Here is a 16353-nt window from a genome sequence, read left to right as displayed (position 1 = left end):
CGGTAATCATTTTTGGTTACCGTTTTTTTATTTTATGAAGTTTCAAAAAGTTTTCTATCTTCGCTAAATCTAATCAGTAAATCATGAAATATTTAAATCTTTTTTTAGCATCTTTACTAGTAATTTTTTCTTCATGCGGAGACGATCTTGACGATAATATTGTTCCGGTTTATGAAACTCCAATCGATAATTCTGTTGTAACAAATTATTTTCCAGAAAAAGCAAATAATTATTGGACGTATAAAACTGAAAATATTTCATCTACAGCAACAACTATTGGAAGAGATTCGCTATATGTAGGGAATGACTCTATAATTAATGCCATAACATACAAACGAATGAAGACCAAGGCAGCTCCAACAGGTTTCTTTTGTGGAGCATTAAGGAATAATGGTTTGCGTATAGAAGGGAAGTTAATGAAATTAACAGGTGATGTATCTGTCAATGTAGGAGCAAGTTTGCCTGTAGCTTTTTCAGTTACCGATTTTGTTATATTTAAAGAAAATGCAACTGCTGGAGAAGAATTTGGAGTAACTTCAGGAACAATAACTGATGCGACAGCTATACCAGGTTACCCTTTAACAATTAATTATGTTTTGAAAGCGATTGAAGATGGTGGTTTAGCAACTTTTACATCAAATAGTGTTAATTATACTGATGTAAAAAAAATAAAACTAGTTTTAAGTGTAAAAGTTACTACTCAAGTTTCCTCACCATTTGGACCTGTGGTTGTAAATGCTTTAGATCCTGCTTTTTCTGACGTTGATGGTTTTCAAAGCGTTGTGATTTCTGATCAATACTATGCTAAAAATTTTGGTATGGTTAAATCTGGGACTAAAGTTGAATATCATTTAAATCCTTTACTTGCTTCAGCAACAATACCTGCAACTGCAACTCAAACAATAAATGATTATTTGTTGACAAAGCTTATAAATTAGTGAAAAGGTTATAGCTTTAAACAATATAATTGCTTTCTAAAATGTTTTAAACTAATTGTTTATGAAAAAAATAAGAGAGACTGTAATTATTACAGTCTTTTTTTTAATATTAATGCTTAAATAAATTGGTTAATCTTTTCCATAATTATATATTTGCACGTTTTAAAAAATGTTAGCCGCTTAAAGTTTATTTTTTAAGCAGGTTTTTATTTGATTTAAACCAACCATAAATAACTGAAACAAACAGAATTAATTAATTTTTAGAATAATGCAGAATAGAGGACTAGTTAAATTTTTCGCAATTTTATTTGCATTGGTAAGCATTTACCAACTTTCTTTCACTTTCGTATCTCACAAAGTTGAGAGCGATGCAAAGGCTTTCGCCAAAGGAGATTCAGAAAAAGAAGTAAAATATTTAGATTCTATTGGAAAAGAAAAAGTTTTCAATATGGGTTTTACCAGTTTTACTTATAATGAAGTAAAAGATAAAAAAATCAACAAAGGTCTTGACCTTGAAGGTGGTATCAATGTTCAACTTCAAATATCTATTAAAGATATCGTTGCTGGACTTGCCAACAATACTAAAAACCCTGTTTTCAATAAAGCATTAACAGAAGCAACAAAAAACAGACAAGGTAACGAAGATTATCTTGATGTTTTCTTTAGAGAATTTGACAAAGCTTCTGCAGGTTCAACTAAATTAGCTTCTCCAGAGGTTTTCTCTAACAAAATCATTGGAGACGAAGTTAACTTTAAAATGGCTGACGACGAAGTTAAAAAAGTGGTTAGACGTAAAGTTGATGAGTCAGTTCAATCAGCTTTTGAAGTTCTAAGAAAACGTATCGATAAATTCGGAGTAACCCAACCAAATATTCAAAAAATTGGTGAATCTGGAAGAATCTTAGTTGAACTTCCAGGCGCTAAAGATGTGGATCGTATCAAAAAATTATTGCAAAGTACAGCTCAATTAGAGTTTTGGGAAACATACAAAATTGATGAAGTTGGTGGTTTCTTAATGCAGGCTAATGAAGCATTAAAAGCTACTGAAAAAACAGCTTTGGCTAAAGAAACTGTTAAGAAAGATGATTCACTTACAGCTTTATTGACTGATAAATCAAAAGATTCTGCTAAAGCTTCGGATACTAAAGATTTAGGACCATTAGTAAGCAAATTTTTTCAACCTGGTGGAGGACCAGTTTTAGCTTTAGTTGAACCTAAAGATACTGCTGCAATCAATGGTTACTTAAAAAGACCAAATATTAAAGCGATTTTACCAGCTGAATTACGTTTTGCAAAATTCGTTTGGGGTAAACCAACAATTACTGTTGACGAAAAAACTAAAAAAGGTACTGAAACTGTTGAGTTTTATGCTTTAAAAGGAAATAAAAACAACCAAGCTGCTATGAGTGGTGGTGTTGTAACTGATGCAACTGATACTTTCGACCAATCAGGAAAACCAGCAGTTTCTATGCAAATGAGTGGTGCAGGTGCAAGAGCATGGGAAGAGTTAACAGGAAAAGCATATACTCAAAAAAGTAATATTGCAATTGTTCTTGATGATGTTGTTTATTCAGCTCCAGGTGTAACTTCTGGACCAATTTCTGGTGGAAGATCTGAAATATCAGGAGTTTTTGATGTAGCAGAAACTAAAGATTTAGCTAACGTATTAAGAGCAGGTAAATTGCCAGCTGCTGCCGAAATTGTACAATCAGAAGTTGTAGGACCATCTTTGGGTCAAGAAGCTATTGATAATGGTACAACATCTGCAATCATTGGTTTATTAATTGTTGCTCTTTGGATGATTGTTTATTATGGTAAAGCTGGTTGGTATGCTAACATTGCACTTTTAGTAAACTTATTATTCTTATTCGGAATTTTAGCTAGCATCGGTGCTGTACTTACATTACCAGGTATTGCGGGTATCGTATTAACTATGGGAACTGCTGTTGATGCCAATATTATTATTTATGAAAGAGCAAAAGAAGAATTGCGACAAGGAAAATCTCAAGAGGATGCTATCAATGCTTCATTTGGTTGGAAAGGGGCAATGCGTTCTATTGTAGATGCTAACGTAACACACGTTCTTACAGGAGCAGTATTATTGATTTTTGGAACAGGACCAATTCAAGGTTTTGCTACTACATTATTAATAGGTATAGCTACTTCATTATTTACTTCTATTTTTATTTCTAGAATATTATTAGATTGGAGTTTATCAAGAAACAATGTATTGACTTTCACTACAGGTTTCTCTAAAAACTTCTTTACTAACTTCCATTTTGATTTCTTAGGTATTAAAAAGTATACTTATGCATTCTCACTTTTAGTTTGTGTTGTAAGTGTTATTTCTTTAATGACTAACGGTCTAAATCAGGGTGTTGATTTTGTTGGAGGTAGAACGTTCCAAGTTCGTTTTGAAAAGCCAGTTTCTGCCGAAATAGTTAGAGAAGAATTATTAAAAGTTTTTGATGGTAGTGCCGAAGCTAAAGTATTTGGTAAAGATAATCAATTAAAAATCACAACTAAATATAAAGTTGAAGAGTCTGGTAGCGAAGCAGATCAAGCTGTAAACAAAGTTTTGTTTGAAAACTTAAAAAAGCATTTTGACGATAAAATGACATATGAGAAATTTGTAAATAGCTATGACGGAAAAAGATATGGTATTTTACAAGCTTCTAAAGTTGGACCAACTGTAGCAGATGACATCAAAACGAATTCATATTGGGCTGTTTTAGGAGCTATGGCAATTGTATTTCTATACTTAATGATTAGTTTTAGAAAATGGCAGTATAGTCTTGGTGCGATTGCAGCTGTGGCGCACGACGTTATCTTCGTATTAGGAATCTACTCATTGTTATGGAAATACATGCCATTTGGTATGGAAATCGACCAACATTTCATTGCGGCGATTCTTACCGTAATTGGTTACTCGATGAATGATACAGTAATCGTATTTGATAGAGTTCGTGAATACCTTGGTGGTAAAGCTAAAGGTAACTTCAACCAAATTGTAAACCAATCTATTAACTCTACAATGTCTAGAACAATCAATACATCATTAACAATGATATTGGTATTGTTAATCATGTTTATATTTGGTGGAGAATCAATTAGAGGATTTATATTTGCTATGTTAATTGGTATTGTGGTAGGAACTTACTCTTCATTATTTATCGCAACACCAGTTCTTGTAGATACAATTTCTGATGCTGAACATAAAAGAATTGAAGAAGAGCACAACAAAGCTTAATTTCAAAATATATTTTATAGAAAGTCCTAAAGAAGAGCAATCTTTTTTAGGACTTTTTTTTATATTTGATTAAAGATTTTAGGTATGGAAGAAAAAGTAAACTATTGGAATAAAAACCACCTTTGGGAAACCGAACTTGAGTTACTCAAAGATATTATAAGCAAAACAGAACTCGTAGAAACAACAAAATGGGGCGGCATTGTTTATACTTTCAATAAACGAAATGTTATTGGTCTTGGTGGTTTTAAAGAGTATTTTACCATTTGGTTTTACAATGGTGTATTTCTAAAAGATGAACAAAAACTTTTGATTAATTCTCAAGAAGGCATTACAAAAAACTTAAGACAATGGCGATTTACTTCTAAAGATGAAATCAACGAAAAACTAATTTTAGCTTATATAGCTGAAGCTATTGAAAATGAAAAACAAGGAAAAATTAGCAAACCTCAAAAGAAAGAACCAATAGTTTCGACCTTTTTTGAAAATGAATTAGAAATAAATCCCGATTTGAAAATTGCTTTTCAAAAATTTACACCGTACAAGCAAAAAGAATTTATTGAATATATTGAAACAGCCAAACAAGAAAAAACCAAGTTAGCCAGAATGGAAAAAATAAAACCGATGATTATGGAAAATATTGGTTTGAACGATGGTTATAGAAAATAGATTAAATTGAGTTAAAAATTTGTCAACCTATTTCAGTAATTGTCATCAGGTATGATTACTGCTAACGTTTCGCCTTTAGTTTGCATTATGAAATAAATAACTAAAATTTAGTTTCAAAAATTAAGTTTTATTAATAAATCCCAAGCCTAGCCATTGCTAGAAACAGCTGTTGTACGACGTATTTTATTTAATTTTGTTTCTTCTTTTTATTAGTTCTTTAACTCTGAGCATAACAAACTCACTTTTTTTGTCAAAAAGCACCATTTTATAGTCATTACTGAATTGTTCACCCATTTCATTTTTGGCTTCAATACTTGCTTTTTTGAAATAAGTATCTCGTTTTTTTAACCAATTTATTTGCTCAATTTTTAAATTGTTTTGATCTGTTTTATTTAGTTTGATTTTAAGGTTTTTGAATGAAACATTTAATAAACTATCACAAGTAAGATAGAAATCTGAAGCACATTTTTTCATTTCGATTCCAGAATCAAGACATTCTTGATATTTATTTTCTAGTTTTTCAACTGTTGTTAAAGTTTGCGCAAAACTTTTGTTACTGAAAATAATAATAATTAATGATATGAATTTTTTAATCATTTTTGTTGCATTAAGTTATTGAATTCGTCTCATTTTTGGAATATGTCGTACAACGTTCCCGCGCTTGGCGTCAGTTGCGAGCTTCGGAACTGATTATTTTCTATCAAAGATAAAATTTCTTGCGAAACGAGAACGTGAATTTACCATAAAATTCGCAATTGCGCCAAACGTGTGTTGGTGGCAGTTTTTATTTGTCTTCCTTCTTAAATCTCGTTAATTTTATTGCTTTTTCGGGGCAAGCTTGTACACAAAGACCGCAAGCATGACACTGTTCTGGATTGATAACATAAGCTTTTTGTTTAAAGAAGAAGGTTTTGATTTTTCCTTTTAAATTTAGTTTTTCTTTATCATCTTTGGTAATGGGGTGCATTTCAAAAACATTGTATGGACAAACTTTCACACAGTCTTTTTTACCACCACAGTCGTTAAAATTTACAATTGGCATTAATTTTTCTGTTATATCCGAACAATTTGATTTATCTAATTTTTTTTCCTTCATGTTAATTAAAGTTTATTAACCATTTTGAAAATTCATCCCATTGTTTTGTAGAAATGGAATGACCATTGGAGTCTTCATAGTAGGTTATCTGAATACCCAACTCTTTTAACTTAGTTATATTTTCGGTGACATACGTTTTAGGCAACATAGTATCTCCACTTCCATGAGCAATGAATGCCTTGCTGTTTTTTAGTGCTATTGATTTGCTAATATACGGACTAAACTCTTCATTATATCTGCCATTAAACACACCAAAACCAGTTACCGAATTTGGATTTCCTAAACCTAAAGATTGCGACATATTTCCACCTTGACTAAAGCCTGCTACAATAATTTTTTGGCTATCTACATTGTATTTATTAGTTATTTCTGAAATTAACTGCTTTAGTTTTTTTCTACTTCTTTCTTCTTCATCAATATTGATGACAATTTTTCCATTTATCATTTTTGCATCATACCACCGATAACTATTTTCAGCTAATTGATATGGACCACGAACAGAGACTACTATCCAATTTTCAGGAATTTGTGAACTAAATGAAAACAAGTCATTTTCATTATTGCCATGTCCATGCAACAAAATCAAAAGAGGCAATTTTGCTACACTATCTTTACTCTCTCTAATTATTTAATGTAGTGATGTATCTGATACCATAATATTTTGAATTCTTTGTGCTTTGCGATTACTTGTCAAGGCTAATTGTTAAATGAGCACGATTGTTAATTTTTGAAATATTTTTTTTCAAAATTAAATCTATGCATTATGGGTAATCAATATCTCAATTCCCGTAGGATCGGTTGCCCAATATTTACCTTCTTTTTCCTATGCATTGTCAATTGCCTTAACAGCCTTTAAAAGTTGTTCTTTTGATTTGAAAACAATGTGATAATGTTTTAGTCTTTCATTGTCAGTTGGTGCTAAAGGTTTGTTGTTATATTGGCTTTTATCATTTTAAATTAGATTTTATTCCAATAATGCTTTTTTGGAAATAATCTGTTAGCTCTACTAATTACCATGTGAGTTGGATTGATTAACTTCATTTTAATTTCATATTGGTCATTTTTTATAATATCTGAGAACATTCCACCATAAAGTTTTCTGTTACTTCTTGCACTCATTTGGTAAATAAGTATTTTATTTTTTTTATTCTGAATTTTTTGAATAGTTGAATTGCTTATTTTGCCATAATAACTTTCTTCATTCTTATAAATTTCGATAGTTATTGATTTATCTCTATTTATCCAATATCCAATAAAATCGTCACTTTTTTGTGAATGAACTGCTGTGTTTATAAATAGAAAAAATAAAATAATATATTTCATATTGAGTAGCAAATTAGATTTTTGATACTTATTCGCTTTGCAAAAAATTGAATTCTACCAACAGCATTTTGAAGATATAACCATAAAGTAAGCCGACTAACATTCCACAAATTACATCTAACGGATAGTGAACACCATTGTAAATTCTACTATACGAAACAATACATGCCCAAAAAATCAAAATAATTTTTAAGGTGTTATATTTTCTTGGTAATAGAAAAAATAGAAAAGTAGCTAATCCTGATACGTTAGTTGCATGAGAAGATATGAACCCATACATTCCTCCAGGACCAGCCTCGCTTAAATGAATTATGTCTTTAAGAAAAGGTTCATGTGAAGGTCGCAATCTCTTTACTAAAGGTTTAAATAGATGGGATGCCGTTTGGTCGCAAAAAAATATTGTTAGAGCAATTGTTATTAAAACATAAATACTTCTTCTTTTGTATTCTCTATAGATTATAACCACTAAGAATATATAGAATGGAACCCAAAATAATTTATCGCTAGCCCAAAACATTATCACATCTAAAAATGGGTTGTGTAAACCATTTAGAAATATGAAAATTTCGGTATCGATTTTATTTATTTCTTTCATGAATTTTATAAAAATTTATTTTACTTATTTATGCTTTTGCAAAAGGATTGTTTAAGTAAATGTTGATTAAATCTAACATTTCAATATTTTTTACGTTGTTTGTGTTTATTGCAAGTCCCTTTTTGTTGTATGGCTTGTAAACTTTTTCATCTGTAACGGAGAACAACCCAATTGTTGGAGTTCCAACTGCACTTGATAAATGCATTAATCCACTATCTGCACCAATAAATAAATCTGCGTTAGCGATTAAAGACCCTATTTCTCGAATGTCTGTGCTGTAAAACGTTGGTATTTTAAATCCTAATTTTGACGTGTTTTCGACAGGAAGAATTTCAATGATGTTATAGTTTGAAAATTCGTTTTTTAATTTTTCATACAATGTATTCCACCATTCTTCTGAATAGCATTTTTCTCCGGTTGCATTTGTGAAAAGGCAAATTGTTTTGTTGTCGTTGTGTGTAATTTGATTTAAACTTTTTTTACCACGTTCCATTTCAAATGAATTCAACTTCAAATCTAAAAAAGGAACTACGTTTGGTTTTTCATTACGCTCGACCTTATTCAAATAACTCCTTAAATTATACACAGGAAACTTCGCACTATGTATATAATCACTATATTTTATGTTGTTTTGATCATTAAATTCACCGTAGAATTTATACTTTGCATTTGAGAAAAATGTTGACAGTTTTCCTGAAGATGAATTTTCGCTTGCATTAATAACTAAATCATATTTTTTTGATTTTAGTGTCAACCAAACATAGACGTATTTCATGATATTACTGAATGGCTTTATTGGCAACTGTATAATATGATTTATATTTTCATAATTTCTAAAAATTGATTCGGCTTGATTACCTTTTACAAATAAATCAATTTTACAATTTGGAAAAGTAGCCGTAATTTCTTGAACCAATGGAGTAATCAGTAACAAATTACCAAGTCGTTGATTTGGTCTTGAAATTAAAATAGTAACAATTTCACTGGTGTGTTCAATCCTTTTATTGTAATTGGTTTTTCCTATGTTTTTAGTGAATTTTTTCATGAAAAATCTTCTAAAAATATTTATCTTTTTTGGTATTTTCATTTTTTTAATTTGTATTTTTAAATCGTTTTAAAATCTCTGACCTTTTTAAGGTTTTAGCGCAATTTTTTAATACTGTAACAAGAAAACAACAAACAAAAGACTCAATCATCAAAACAGAATTGTAGTCTCCAGATTATGTTCCTTGAAAAACAAAATAGCATGCGCAAGTCCTTCAATTGGTGTAAACCGATAATGGTGGCAGTTTTTATTTGTCTCGCTTGATAAATCTCGTCAATTTTATTGCCTTTTCGGGGCAAGCCTGTACACAAAGACCGCAAGCATAGCATTGTTCTGGATTGATAACATAAGCTTTTTGTTTAAAGAAGAAGGTTTTGATTTTCCCTTTTAAATTTAGTTTTTCTTTATCTTCTTTGGTAATGGGTTGCATTTCAAAAACATTGTATGGACAAACTTCCACACAATCTTCTTTACCTCCACAGCTATTGAAGTTAACTATAGGCATTAGTTTTTCTGCAATATCCGAACAATTTGATTTGTCTATTTTCTTTTTCATAATTGTTTAATTGAAATTAAGAAGCCATTTTGAAAATTCATCCCATTGTTTTGTGGAAATGGAATGACCATTGGTGTCTTCACAGTAGGTTATCTGAATACCCAACTCTTTTAACTTAGTTATATTTTCAGTGGCATACGTTTTAGGCAACATAGTATCTCCACTTCCATAAGCAATGAATGCCTTGCTGTTTTTTAGTGCTATTGATTTGCTAATATAGGGTGTAAACTCTTCAACATATCTTCCGCTAAAAACACCAAATCCAACCACTAAATTTGGTTCACTCAAACCTAAAGATTGAGACATGTTTGCTCCCTGGCTAAATCCTGCAACAATAATTTTTTCGCTATCTACATTATACTTTTGGGTTATTTCAGAAATTAACTGTATTAGTTTTTTTCTACTTCTTTCTTCTTCATCAATATTGATGACAATTTTTCCATTTACCATTTTCACATCATACCACCGATAACTATTTTCGGCTAACTGATATGGTCCACGAACAGACACTACTATCCAATTATTAGAAACGCTATTGCTTAGCGAAAACAAATCATTTTCATTACTGCCGTTTCCGTGCAACAAAATCAATAGAGGCGATTTCAACACACTATCTTTACTCTCTCTAATAACATAATGCAGCGATGTTTCTGATGCCATAATTTTTTGATTGTTTTGTGCCTTGCAGCTACTGAGCAAGGTTAATTGTGTAATGAAAAGGATAATAAATTTTTGAAACATTCTTTACTTAATTTATACATTATGGGTAAGTAATATCTCAATTCCCGTAGGATCGGTTGCCCAATAATTCACTTCTTTTTCCTTTACATTATCAATTGCCATAACAGCCTGTAAAAGTTGTTCTTTGGAATTGAAAACAATTTGATAATGTTTTAGCCCAGCATTGGTGCTTGGTGCTAAAGGTTTGTTGTATCCATGCCAAGAATTCATCGCTATTCGATGTGAATATGACGAACCAGCACCTAGGTCGGCAAAACTATATTCAGGAAAATAATTGGATTGAGTAAATCCTAATTTTTTATAAAATCTATTATTTTGATCTACATCCTTGGCATAAAAATGCAAGTGACCAATTTTTGCATCATTATCAATAATTTTAGTCAAATCTTTTTCTTCAAGACTTTTCAAGATTTCTTCGGTATCTAAAGGTGCAGAAGCTCCTCTTATTGTTCCATCTGTGTCTTCCATAAAAAGCCCACTTTCGGTAATTACTCGTTTAAAACGTTCAGGTGTTTCAAATGCTAATTCTACCATCACATTATCAAAATCTGTTAAATAAAGAGATTGAGTCATGGTATGATCTACTGGAGAAAAAGAATACTTATTTTGTTGTAAACGATAAATTGCTTTTGCAAACGCTGCCTTGTTAGGTAAATGAATTGCAAAATGATACAAACCACTGTAACCCTCTTTAAAAGAAGTTGCAGCGGTTTGATGAACTACAACTAAAGTTTTGTGTTCAGTCCCAAATTCTACTTCTGTTTCAGATTGTTTTCTTAATTTCAAACCAATTACTTTTGTCCAAAAAGAGATTGCTTTTTCAATTGAAGTATTATTTAAGTGAATAGCTCCAAATGAAGCTATTTCATTTGAACCTACTGAATTATTGGCGTTTTCTAATACAAAAGCATTTGCAAATGTTGATATACTGTCCATAGATAATAATAGTGATGTTCCTAATATGCCTTTTATAAAATGTTTGCGTTCCATTTCTTTATCATTTAAAATTTATAAATTTTAGGGTCATTTTTTTTAACCATGAAAAATAATTTTTGATGTGAATGAAAAAAAGAATGATTGTTAAAAATCCTAATTTACTGTGAATTCCTTTTAATCCATCACTTATAGTTGTTTCTGAAAAAACCAGCCATGAGCACATTGCTGTTAAAACGGCAAGAGTAAATACTATAAATAATGTGGTGTTTATTCTTTTAAATTTACTTTTCAGTTGTAACGTAATTAAATTTTTAATCCAATAAGCATGTTGTATTAGATGCCAAATGACCATTAATAAAGCAATGCAGGATGTTATTTTGTGAAAAAGTAACCAACTGCTTTTATTGATACCAAATAGCAATAGTTTTTCATTTTCGCTTATATGATAAATTAGCATTAGTATACCGCTTGCTATCATTGCTATAAACGGAATAAAAGCAAGCAGTTCTACTAAATAATTTCTATTTGCATTTGAATTAAGATAGAAACTTTTTATTTTTTGAATTTTCATTTATAATTACTTAAAATTTAATCCTAAAGTTATTGAGTGAGCAAAAAATCCGTTATTGCGTTCATAATAACTGTATCGTAAATCGATTACATTTAGCTTCTTGATAAATAACTTGCCATTTAGATCTGCAAATCTTAGATTTAATCCAAACATATTACTATTAAACTTTGCTAAGTCAAAATCACTGGTGTAAAATTCCGAATTAGGATCATGTGTAGCATATTCAGAATAATGTTCTGCTGCTGTTTGTACATAAAATCTATAAAACGGTGCAAACGAGATAAATGGTGTGAGTTTATAACTTATTTCGGTGCTTAATGTATGTGCGTTAACATTCCAATTATCAGTGTAATAACGGTAAAAACTTCTTATAACTGTTTTGTCGCCAAGAAAATAATTAGCTCTAATTCCTATTGGTATTTTTAACCTAGTACCAGGTAAATTCTCAACTCTTACACTACCATCATTAAAAAATACTCTGTGAAATCTTGTTGCCAAAAGGCCTTCTTGATAACTAATATCAGATAACAATGCAATCTGTAAATTTTTATTAATTACTTGTGAAAACATCAATCCAAAATTGTAAGAAGTTCGATTCGCTTTATCTATTGGCAATGGATCGTCTTCTGCACCCGAGCCGTAACCATTAGGCCTTAATTCTACTGGAAGAATAACACTTATATTATCAAAAAATACAGAGGCTTTTGCGGTTAATTCACTATTTCTATCTTTACTCCATTTACTTCCAATAATATTTAATCCATGAGATGTATAATCATATTCTCTTGAAAACGAATAACCACCACCAATGCTAAATCGTTTTTCATCGTTTTGAATTAAATAGTTAATAGAAGGATATAATCTAATATCACTAGATGAAGCAGAAGAAACTGTATTAGGATCAATTTTATCTGATGAAGCAGATGAATATACATCAACACCCAGTTCTGCACCTAATGAATGCTTGCGATTTTTTTTATCGTATTTTACCCAATTTAAGTTATAAGTTGTAGCCACATCTGTTAAATGCTCATCACCCATACCACCAGTAACAGCAGCATTGTTTCCATCTTGTATGTAATAACCTGTAACAAAATTTTGTTCTTCAAGTTTTAATTTTCTTGACTTGTAATTAGTATTTGCTACTGTATCAATAGTTCTTTCTTGAGCAAAACTAGTTTTTGCAGCTAATAACATACATACTGCCAATACGGACATTTTTGGTCTAATCATACTGTAAATTTTAATTAGTTACAACCACATCCGCCACCAGTTTTACCTCCATTGGCACCTGAAGCAGCTTCTCGATATTGTTGAAAATTCAGTTCGTTTTTTTCAGAAAGTCTTGAAGATAAAGACATTTCTGCATCATTTATTTTTGCTTTTTGATATTCTTTTACTTCGCTACAGCTTGTTAGTAAAAAAATAGTTGATAATAAAATAATTAACTTCATGATTTATTTTTTAATGTTATTAGATGTATAAATATGGTCGTTGTCATCTATAACGATACATTCAACACCATTCAATTGGTTTATTAAATAAAGACCAGCTTTTATACCCATTACTGTAACTGGAGTTGCAAGAGCATCAGCTAATTCCGCATTCTTTGTGATGATACTTACGCTTTTAATACCACTAATTGGATAGCCTGTTTTAGGATCAATAGTATGAGAATATTTTTTTCCATCAATAATTACATATTTCTCATAATTACCTGAGGTAGCAATAGCAGCATCTGTTAAAGCAAGTGATGACAGTAAATTATGCTTTTGATTTGGATCAGCAATGCCAATTGTCCATGGTCTCCCATTTTCTTGAACCCCCCAAGCGTTTAAGTCGCCAGCTGCATTTACAAATCCATTTTCTACTCCATGGGCTTTCATTATTCTTTTCGCCCTATCAGCTGCGTAACCTTTGCCTATTCCACCAAAACCAATTCGCATTCCTTTTCTTGCAAGAAATACCGATTGTTTTTCTTTGTTAAGAATGATGTTTTTGTAATTGATTAGCGCAACTGCTTTTTTAGCATTTTCTTTAGACGGAAGCTCTTTCATGTTCGTGTCGAAATTCCAAAAACGTTTATCAAAACTCCCATAGCTTATATCAAATGCACCTTGTGTTAAATTGGATATGTTAATGCATCTGGTAATCAAGTCAAATACTTCTGATTCAACAATTACTTCTTCTATTCCTGCTTTTCTGTTGATTTCACTTGTAACACTATCGTCGGAGAAAGTAGTTAAAAGTTTTTCTATTCTTTTAACTTCATTTATCGCAATTTCAATTTGTGTATTAGCCACCTTTTCATTTTCAGCTACAACAGCAAATTCAAATGCATTTCCCATTAGTTTTATGTTACGTTTAACCAACATATTATTTTAAGTTTTTAATAAACTCTTCTATAGATTCAGTAGGAAGCTCTAACCACTCTTTTATGATAAAACCATTAAAATCCAATAAAATTATTTTTGGAAAAGCACCTGTTTTATTGTAATTGTCTGCTAATTCTTCATTAAACTTTACAATTTCTTTATTTAATTGATTGTTTTTTTTTCTAGGAAAATCTGCATTGTACACAATTAAATTATTTTTAGCAAATTCTTTAAAATCAGCATTTTCAATATATTTCTTTTTAAAACGAATACAAGGAGCACACCAGTCTGAACCAGAGAAGTATAATAACACTTTCTTATTTTCGCTTTTTGCCTTAGCAAATAGTGAATCAACCTGTTGGTATTCTTGTGCTTTTGAACTAAAACTTATAACTACTAATAGAATAAATGACAAAAAGGCTTTCATACTTTATTTAATTTGTTGTAATTGGCACTTTTTTAGTTCTACCCCATGCCACAAATGCAGCTAAAATCAAGAAGAAAATGTTCATTCCAATAAGTGATTCTTCACCTCTTGAAATATGAAATACAGATGCAGCAATCATTAATGCTATTACACCATAGGCTGCAAAAACAGTTAATTTTGGTTGAATTTTTAATACTGCTGGTAAAATGATACCTAAGCCACCTAATAAATCTATTAAGCCCGTAAATTTTACTAATCCAGGATTGTCTAAAGCCCAAGGTAACATTTTTGCAGTTTCTTCTAGGGGCTGTAACAATTTAGCATATGCGCCCCAAATTAGGGTTAAAGCAATAAGTACTTGAGCAATCCATAATGCAATGTTTATTCCTTTTGTTGATTTTGTAGTTTCCATTTTTTTTGTTTTTAAATTGTTATATATTAAATTATTTTGTGACAGGAACAGCGATTTGTAAATCGATTTTATTTCCAACTTTTTTAGACATTCCTTCCATGCTACCAATGTGGTAATCCATTCGATTTACACTAAATTTACCAGAAAACACATTGTTTTTAAAGGTTAAGGGTATTTCGATAGATTTTGTTACATCTTTCATTGTTAAATTACCAATAACAATAAACCCATTTGTTGATTTTGAGATTTTTGTTGATACGAAAGAAATTTTTGGATATTTCTCTGATTCAAACCATTTTTTCCCTTTTGCGTGACTGTTTTTTAAAAAATTTCCTGTAGCAATAGATTGAACATCTACTTGCATATTGAATGAAGAATTTGCCAAATCATTTTCGTGGAAATGAATTGTTCCAGTGATTTTTTCGAACTCTCCAGAAACACTATCTGTAGAAAACTTTATAGAATAGCCATCAGAAATTTTCCATTCCAAAGAAGTAACTGAAAATGCTGAAAGAATAGTTACTCCAAGTAACATGAGAACTAAATTTAATTTTTTCATTGCATAAATTTTAATAATTAATATCACAACAAAGATGTATTGATATGGTTTATTAAAACGATGAGAAAAATCAAAAAAAAACGTTGACTTATGTCAACGTTTTTTTAAATAATAATTTTATTTCTTTAATGAACTATTTCTGATACGACTAAATGTTTCTTTGGTCATTCCTAAATAAGATGCAATAATGTGTTGAGGAAATCGTAGGAAAAATTCGGGATAGGTATTTTGTAGCTCTTCTAATTTTTGTTCAGCTATAAGTGTTTGAGAAGAATGTAACCTCTTGATAAGTTGAAATGAATTCCGTTCGGTTAATACACTGTTGAGTTCAGAAATAAAATGAAGCTTACTGAGTTTATTAGTAAAGTTCTCTTTTGTTATTACTAATAATTCTGTGTCTTCGTAAGCATCAATGTAGTAAGGTGTTGGTGTGCCTATCATAAAACTTTCCTTATCACCAGCCCACCAATTTTCAATGTATAATTCTAGAATATTTTCTTTGCCAGTAGTGTCAATGGAATATTTTTTTAAAGCTCCTTTTACAACAAACGCTGCTATTTTACAAACGTCTCCACTTTGAATTAAGTATTGATGTTTACGTAACTTTTTTAAATGAAAAACATCAGAAAGTAAGCTAATGTCGCTTTCTGTCAGTTTGTTTTCAATTCTTGCATTGATATGTTGTACAAGTTTGTCTATCATTTTTCTATTTGTCTATGTCGTTGTCATGTCCTAAAATACGTTGACCATTTTTAGGTTATTAATTAATTCAAAAATACGGATTTGTAATCGGAACATTGATAACTTTTTTTAAAAATTCCCTTCGGTTTTTAAAAAAGTTACCAACATTCCTTACGCAACCT

The 16353-nt window shown here is 30.4% G+C and carries 20 protein-coding genes; 3 read left to right on the top strand and 17 right to left on the bottom strand.

Translation table 11 applies throughout. The features are described 5' to 3' along the window. The first annotated feature begins 83 nt into the window (after positions 1 to 83). The 3 genes from O9267_RS05830 to O9267_RS05820 all read left to right on the top strand — a co-directional run bounded on the left by O9267_RS05830 (position 84) and on the right by O9267_RS05820 (position 4854). Positions 84 to 938: a hypothetical protein gene (locus O9267_RS05830; RefSeq protein WP_298177088.1), complete on the top strand. Its 855-nt coding sequence runs from the start codon at positions 84 to 86 to the stop codon at positions 936 to 938. A 268-nt stretch (positions 939 to 1206) separates the two neighbouring features. Beyond that, a complete protein-coding gene (gene secDF, locus O9267_RS05825; protein WP_298177086.1) occupies positions 1207 to 4188 on the top strand; it encodes a protein translocase subunit SecDF in 2982 nt (993 codons plus the stop codon). A gap of 84 nt (positions 4189 to 4272) precedes the next feature. Beyond that, on the top strand, positions 4273 to 4854 hold the full coding sequence (locus O9267_RS05820) for a DUF1801 domain-containing protein (protein WP_298177085.1): 582 nt from the start codon (positions 4273 to 4275) through the stop codon (positions 4852 to 4854). A gap of 183 nt (positions 4855 to 5037) precedes the next feature. Here O9267_RS05820 and O9267_RS05815 read toward each other — a convergent pair whose 3' ends face one another. The 17 genes from O9267_RS05815 to O9267_RS05735 all read right to left on the bottom strand — a co-directional run bounded on the left by O9267_RS05815 (position 5038) and on the right by O9267_RS05735 (position 16192). Then, on the bottom strand, positions 5038 to 5451 hold the full coding sequence (locus O9267_RS05815) for a lysozyme inhibitor LprI family protein (protein WP_298177084.1): 414 nt from the start codon (positions 5449 to 5451) through the stop codon (positions 5038 to 5040). 187 nt (positions 5452 to 5638) lie between these two features. Beyond that, positions 5639 to 5950, bottom strand: coding sequence for a 4Fe-4S dicluster domain-containing protein (locus tag O9267_RS05810; RefSeq protein ID WP_298177082.1), 312 nt, complete (start codon positions 5948 to 5950; stop codon positions 5639 to 5641). 1 nt (position 5951) lies between these two features. After that, on the bottom strand, positions 5952 to 6545 hold the full coding sequence (locus O9267_RS05805; RefSeq protein WP_298177080.1) for a hypothetical protein: 594 nt from the start codon (positions 6543 to 6545) through the stop codon (positions 5952 to 5954). A 362-nt stretch (positions 6546 to 6907) separates the two neighbouring features. Then, positions 6908 to 7273: a DUF2147 domain-containing protein gene (locus O9267_RS05800; RefSeq protein ID WP_298177079.1), complete on the bottom strand. Its 366-nt coding sequence runs from the start codon at positions 7271 to 7273 to the stop codon at positions 6908 to 6910. A gap of 28 nt (positions 7274 to 7301) precedes the next feature. Then, positions 7302 to 7868 carry a phosphatase PAP2 family protein gene (locus O9267_RS05795; protein ID WP_298177077.1) on the bottom strand — a complete coding sequence of 189 codons (567 nt, stop codon included), beginning with the start codon at positions 7866 to 7868 and terminating at the stop codon, positions 7302 to 7304. Positions 7869 to 7896: 28 nt separating this feature from the next. Continuing rightward, a complete protein-coding gene (locus tag O9267_RS05790) occupies positions 7897 to 8955 on the bottom strand; it encodes a glycosyltransferase family 9 protein (protein ID WP_298177075.1) in 1059 nt (352 codons plus the stop codon). A 205-nt stretch (positions 8956 to 9160) separates the two neighbouring features. Continuing rightward, positions 9161 to 9469 (bottom strand): ferredoxin family protein, encoded by a 309-nt coding sequence (locus O9267_RS05785; protein WP_298177073.1) that lies wholly within the window; start codon positions 9467 to 9469, stop codon positions 9161 to 9163. A 6-nt stretch (positions 9470 to 9475) separates the two neighbouring features. After that, entirely contained in the window at positions 9476 to 10129 is a 654-nt protein-coding gene (locus O9267_RS05780) for a PHB depolymerase family esterase (protein WP_298177071.1), read from the bottom strand. A 93-nt stretch (positions 10130 to 10222) separates the two neighbouring features. After that, complete coding sequence (locus O9267_RS05775; RefSeq protein ID WP_298177069.1) at positions 10223 to 11200, bottom strand: VOC family protein; 978 nt, start codon at positions 11198 to 11200, stop codon at positions 10223 to 10225. A 7-nt stretch (positions 11201 to 11207) separates the two neighbouring features. Beyond that, entirely contained in the window at positions 11208 to 11717 is a 510-nt protein-coding gene (locus O9267_RS05770; RefSeq protein ID WP_298177067.1) for a DUF4405 domain-containing protein, read from the bottom strand. A gap of 6 nt (positions 11718 to 11723) precedes the next feature. After that, the gene (locus O9267_RS05765) at positions 11724 to 12950 is read right to left on the bottom strand and encodes a DUF3570 domain-containing protein (RefSeq protein WP_298177065.1); all 1227 of its coding nucleotides are present in this window, start codon (positions 12948 to 12950) and stop codon (positions 11724 to 11726) included. Positions 12951 to 12964: 14 nt separating this feature from the next. Continuing rightward, positions 12965 to 13171, bottom strand: a complete 207-nt coding sequence (locus tag O9267_RS05760; RefSeq protein ID WP_298177063.1) for a DUF4266 domain-containing protein — start codon at positions 13169 to 13171, stop codon at positions 12965 to 12967. Between the two features lie 3 nt (positions 13172 to 13174). Beyond that, positions 13175 to 14092, bottom strand: a complete 918-nt coding sequence (locus O9267_RS05755; protein ID WP_298177061.1) for an FAD:protein FMN transferase — start codon at positions 14090 to 14092, stop codon at positions 13175 to 13177. Between the two features lies 1 nt (position 14093). After that, positions 14094 to 14519, bottom strand: coding sequence for a thioredoxin family protein (locus O9267_RS05750; RefSeq protein WP_298177060.1), 426 nt, complete (start codon positions 14517 to 14519; stop codon positions 14094 to 14096). A 7-nt stretch (positions 14520 to 14526) separates the two neighbouring features. Continuing rightward, positions 14527 to 14931, bottom strand: coding sequence for a DoxX family protein (locus tag O9267_RS05745; RefSeq protein WP_298177058.1), 405 nt, complete (start codon positions 14929 to 14931; stop codon positions 14527 to 14529). Positions 14932 to 14962: 31 nt separating this feature from the next. Beyond that, entirely contained in the window at positions 14963 to 15490 is a 528-nt protein-coding gene (locus tag O9267_RS05740; RefSeq protein ID WP_298177056.1) for a YceI family protein, read from the bottom strand. A 117-nt stretch (positions 15491 to 15607) separates the two neighbouring features. After that, positions 15608 to 16192 (bottom strand): Crp/Fnr family transcriptional regulator, encoded by a 585-nt coding sequence (locus O9267_RS05735; RefSeq protein ID WP_298177053.1) that lies wholly within the window; start codon positions 16190 to 16192, stop codon positions 15608 to 15610. Positions 16193 to 16353: the final 161 nt, after the last annotated feature.

The sequence above is a fragment of the Flavobacterium sp. genome, from assembly GCF_027531705.1.
Classification (GTDB): domain Bacteria; phylum Bacteroidota; class Bacteroidia; order Flavobacteriales; family Flavobacteriaceae; genus Flavobacterium.
Note: the sequence above shows the minus strand (reverse complement) of the source record. Positions and strands in the feature narration are given on the sequence as shown.

Bases quoted from the DNA above. Each gene is read 5' to 3' on its own strand.
- O9267_RS05750 (WP_298177060.1), bottom strand. From the start codon at position 14,519: ATGAAAGCCTTTTTGTCATTTATTCTATTAGTAGTTATAAGTTTTAGT.
- O9267_RS05760 (WP_298177063.1), bottom strand. From the start codon at position 13,171: ATGAAGTTAATTATTTTATTATCAACTATTTTTTTACTAACAAGCTGT.
- O9267_RS05795 (WP_298177077.1), bottom strand. From the start codon at position 7,868: ATGAAAGAAATAAATAAAATCGATACCGAAATTTTCATATTTCTAAAT.
- O9267_RS05765 (WP_298177065.1), bottom strand. From the start codon at position 12,950: ATGATTAGACCAAAAATGTCCGTATTGGCAGTATGTATGTTATTAGCT.
- secDF (WP_298177086.1), top strand. From the start codon at position 1,207: ATGCAGAATAGAGGACTAGTTAAATTTTTCGCAATTTTATTTGCATTG.
- O9267_RS05800 (WP_298177079.1), bottom strand. From the start codon at position 7,273: ATGAAATATATTATTTTATTTTTTCTATTTATAAACACAGCAGTTCAT.
- O9267_RS05830 (WP_298177088.1), top strand. From the start codon at position 84: ATGAAATATTTAAATCTTTTTTTAGCATCTTTACTAGTAATTTTTTCT.
- O9267_RS05785 (WP_298177073.1), bottom strand. From the start codon at position 9,469: ATGAAAAAGAAAATAGACAAATCAAATTGTTCGGATATTGCAGAAAAA.
- O9267_RS05770 (WP_298177067.1), bottom strand. From the start codon at position 11,717: ATGAAAATTCAAAAAATAAAAAGTTTCTATCTTAATTCAAATGCAAAT.
- O9267_RS05735 (WP_298177053.1), bottom strand. From the start codon at position 16,192: ATGATAGACAAACTTGTACAACATATCAATGCAAGAATTGAAAACAAA.
- O9267_RS05790 (WP_298177075.1), bottom strand. From the start codon at position 8,955: ATGAAAATACCAAAAAAGATAAATATTTTTAGAAGATTTTTCATGAAA.
- O9267_RS05815 (WP_298177084.1), bottom strand. From the start codon at position 5,451: ATGATTAAAAAATTCATATCATTAATTATTATTATTTTCAGTAACAAA.
- O9267_RS05745 (WP_298177058.1), bottom strand. From the start codon at position 14,931: ATGGAAACTACAAAATCAACAAAAGGAATAAACATTGCATTATGGATT.
- O9267_RS05740 (WP_298177056.1), bottom strand. From the start codon at position 15,490: ATGAAAAAATTAAATTTAGTTCTCATGTTACTTGGAGTAACTATTCTT.
- O9267_RS05780 (WP_298177071.1), bottom strand. From the start codon at position 10,129: ATGGCATCAGAAACATCGCTGCATTATGTTATTAGAGAGAGTAAAGAT.
- O9267_RS05775 (WP_298177069.1), bottom strand. From the start codon at position 11,200: ATGGAACGCAAACATTTTATAAAAGGCATATTAGGAACATCACTATTA.
- O9267_RS05755 (WP_298177061.1), bottom strand. From the start codon at position 14,092: ATGTTGGTTAAACGTAACATAAAACTAATGGGAAATGCATTTGAATTT.
- O9267_RS05820 (WP_298177085.1), top strand. From the start codon at position 4,273: ATGGAAGAAAAAGTAAACTATTGGAATAAAAACCACCTTTGGGAAACC.
- O9267_RS05810 (WP_298177082.1), bottom strand. From the start codon at position 5,950: ATGAAGGAAAAAAAATTAGATAAATCAAATTGTTCGGATATAACAGAA.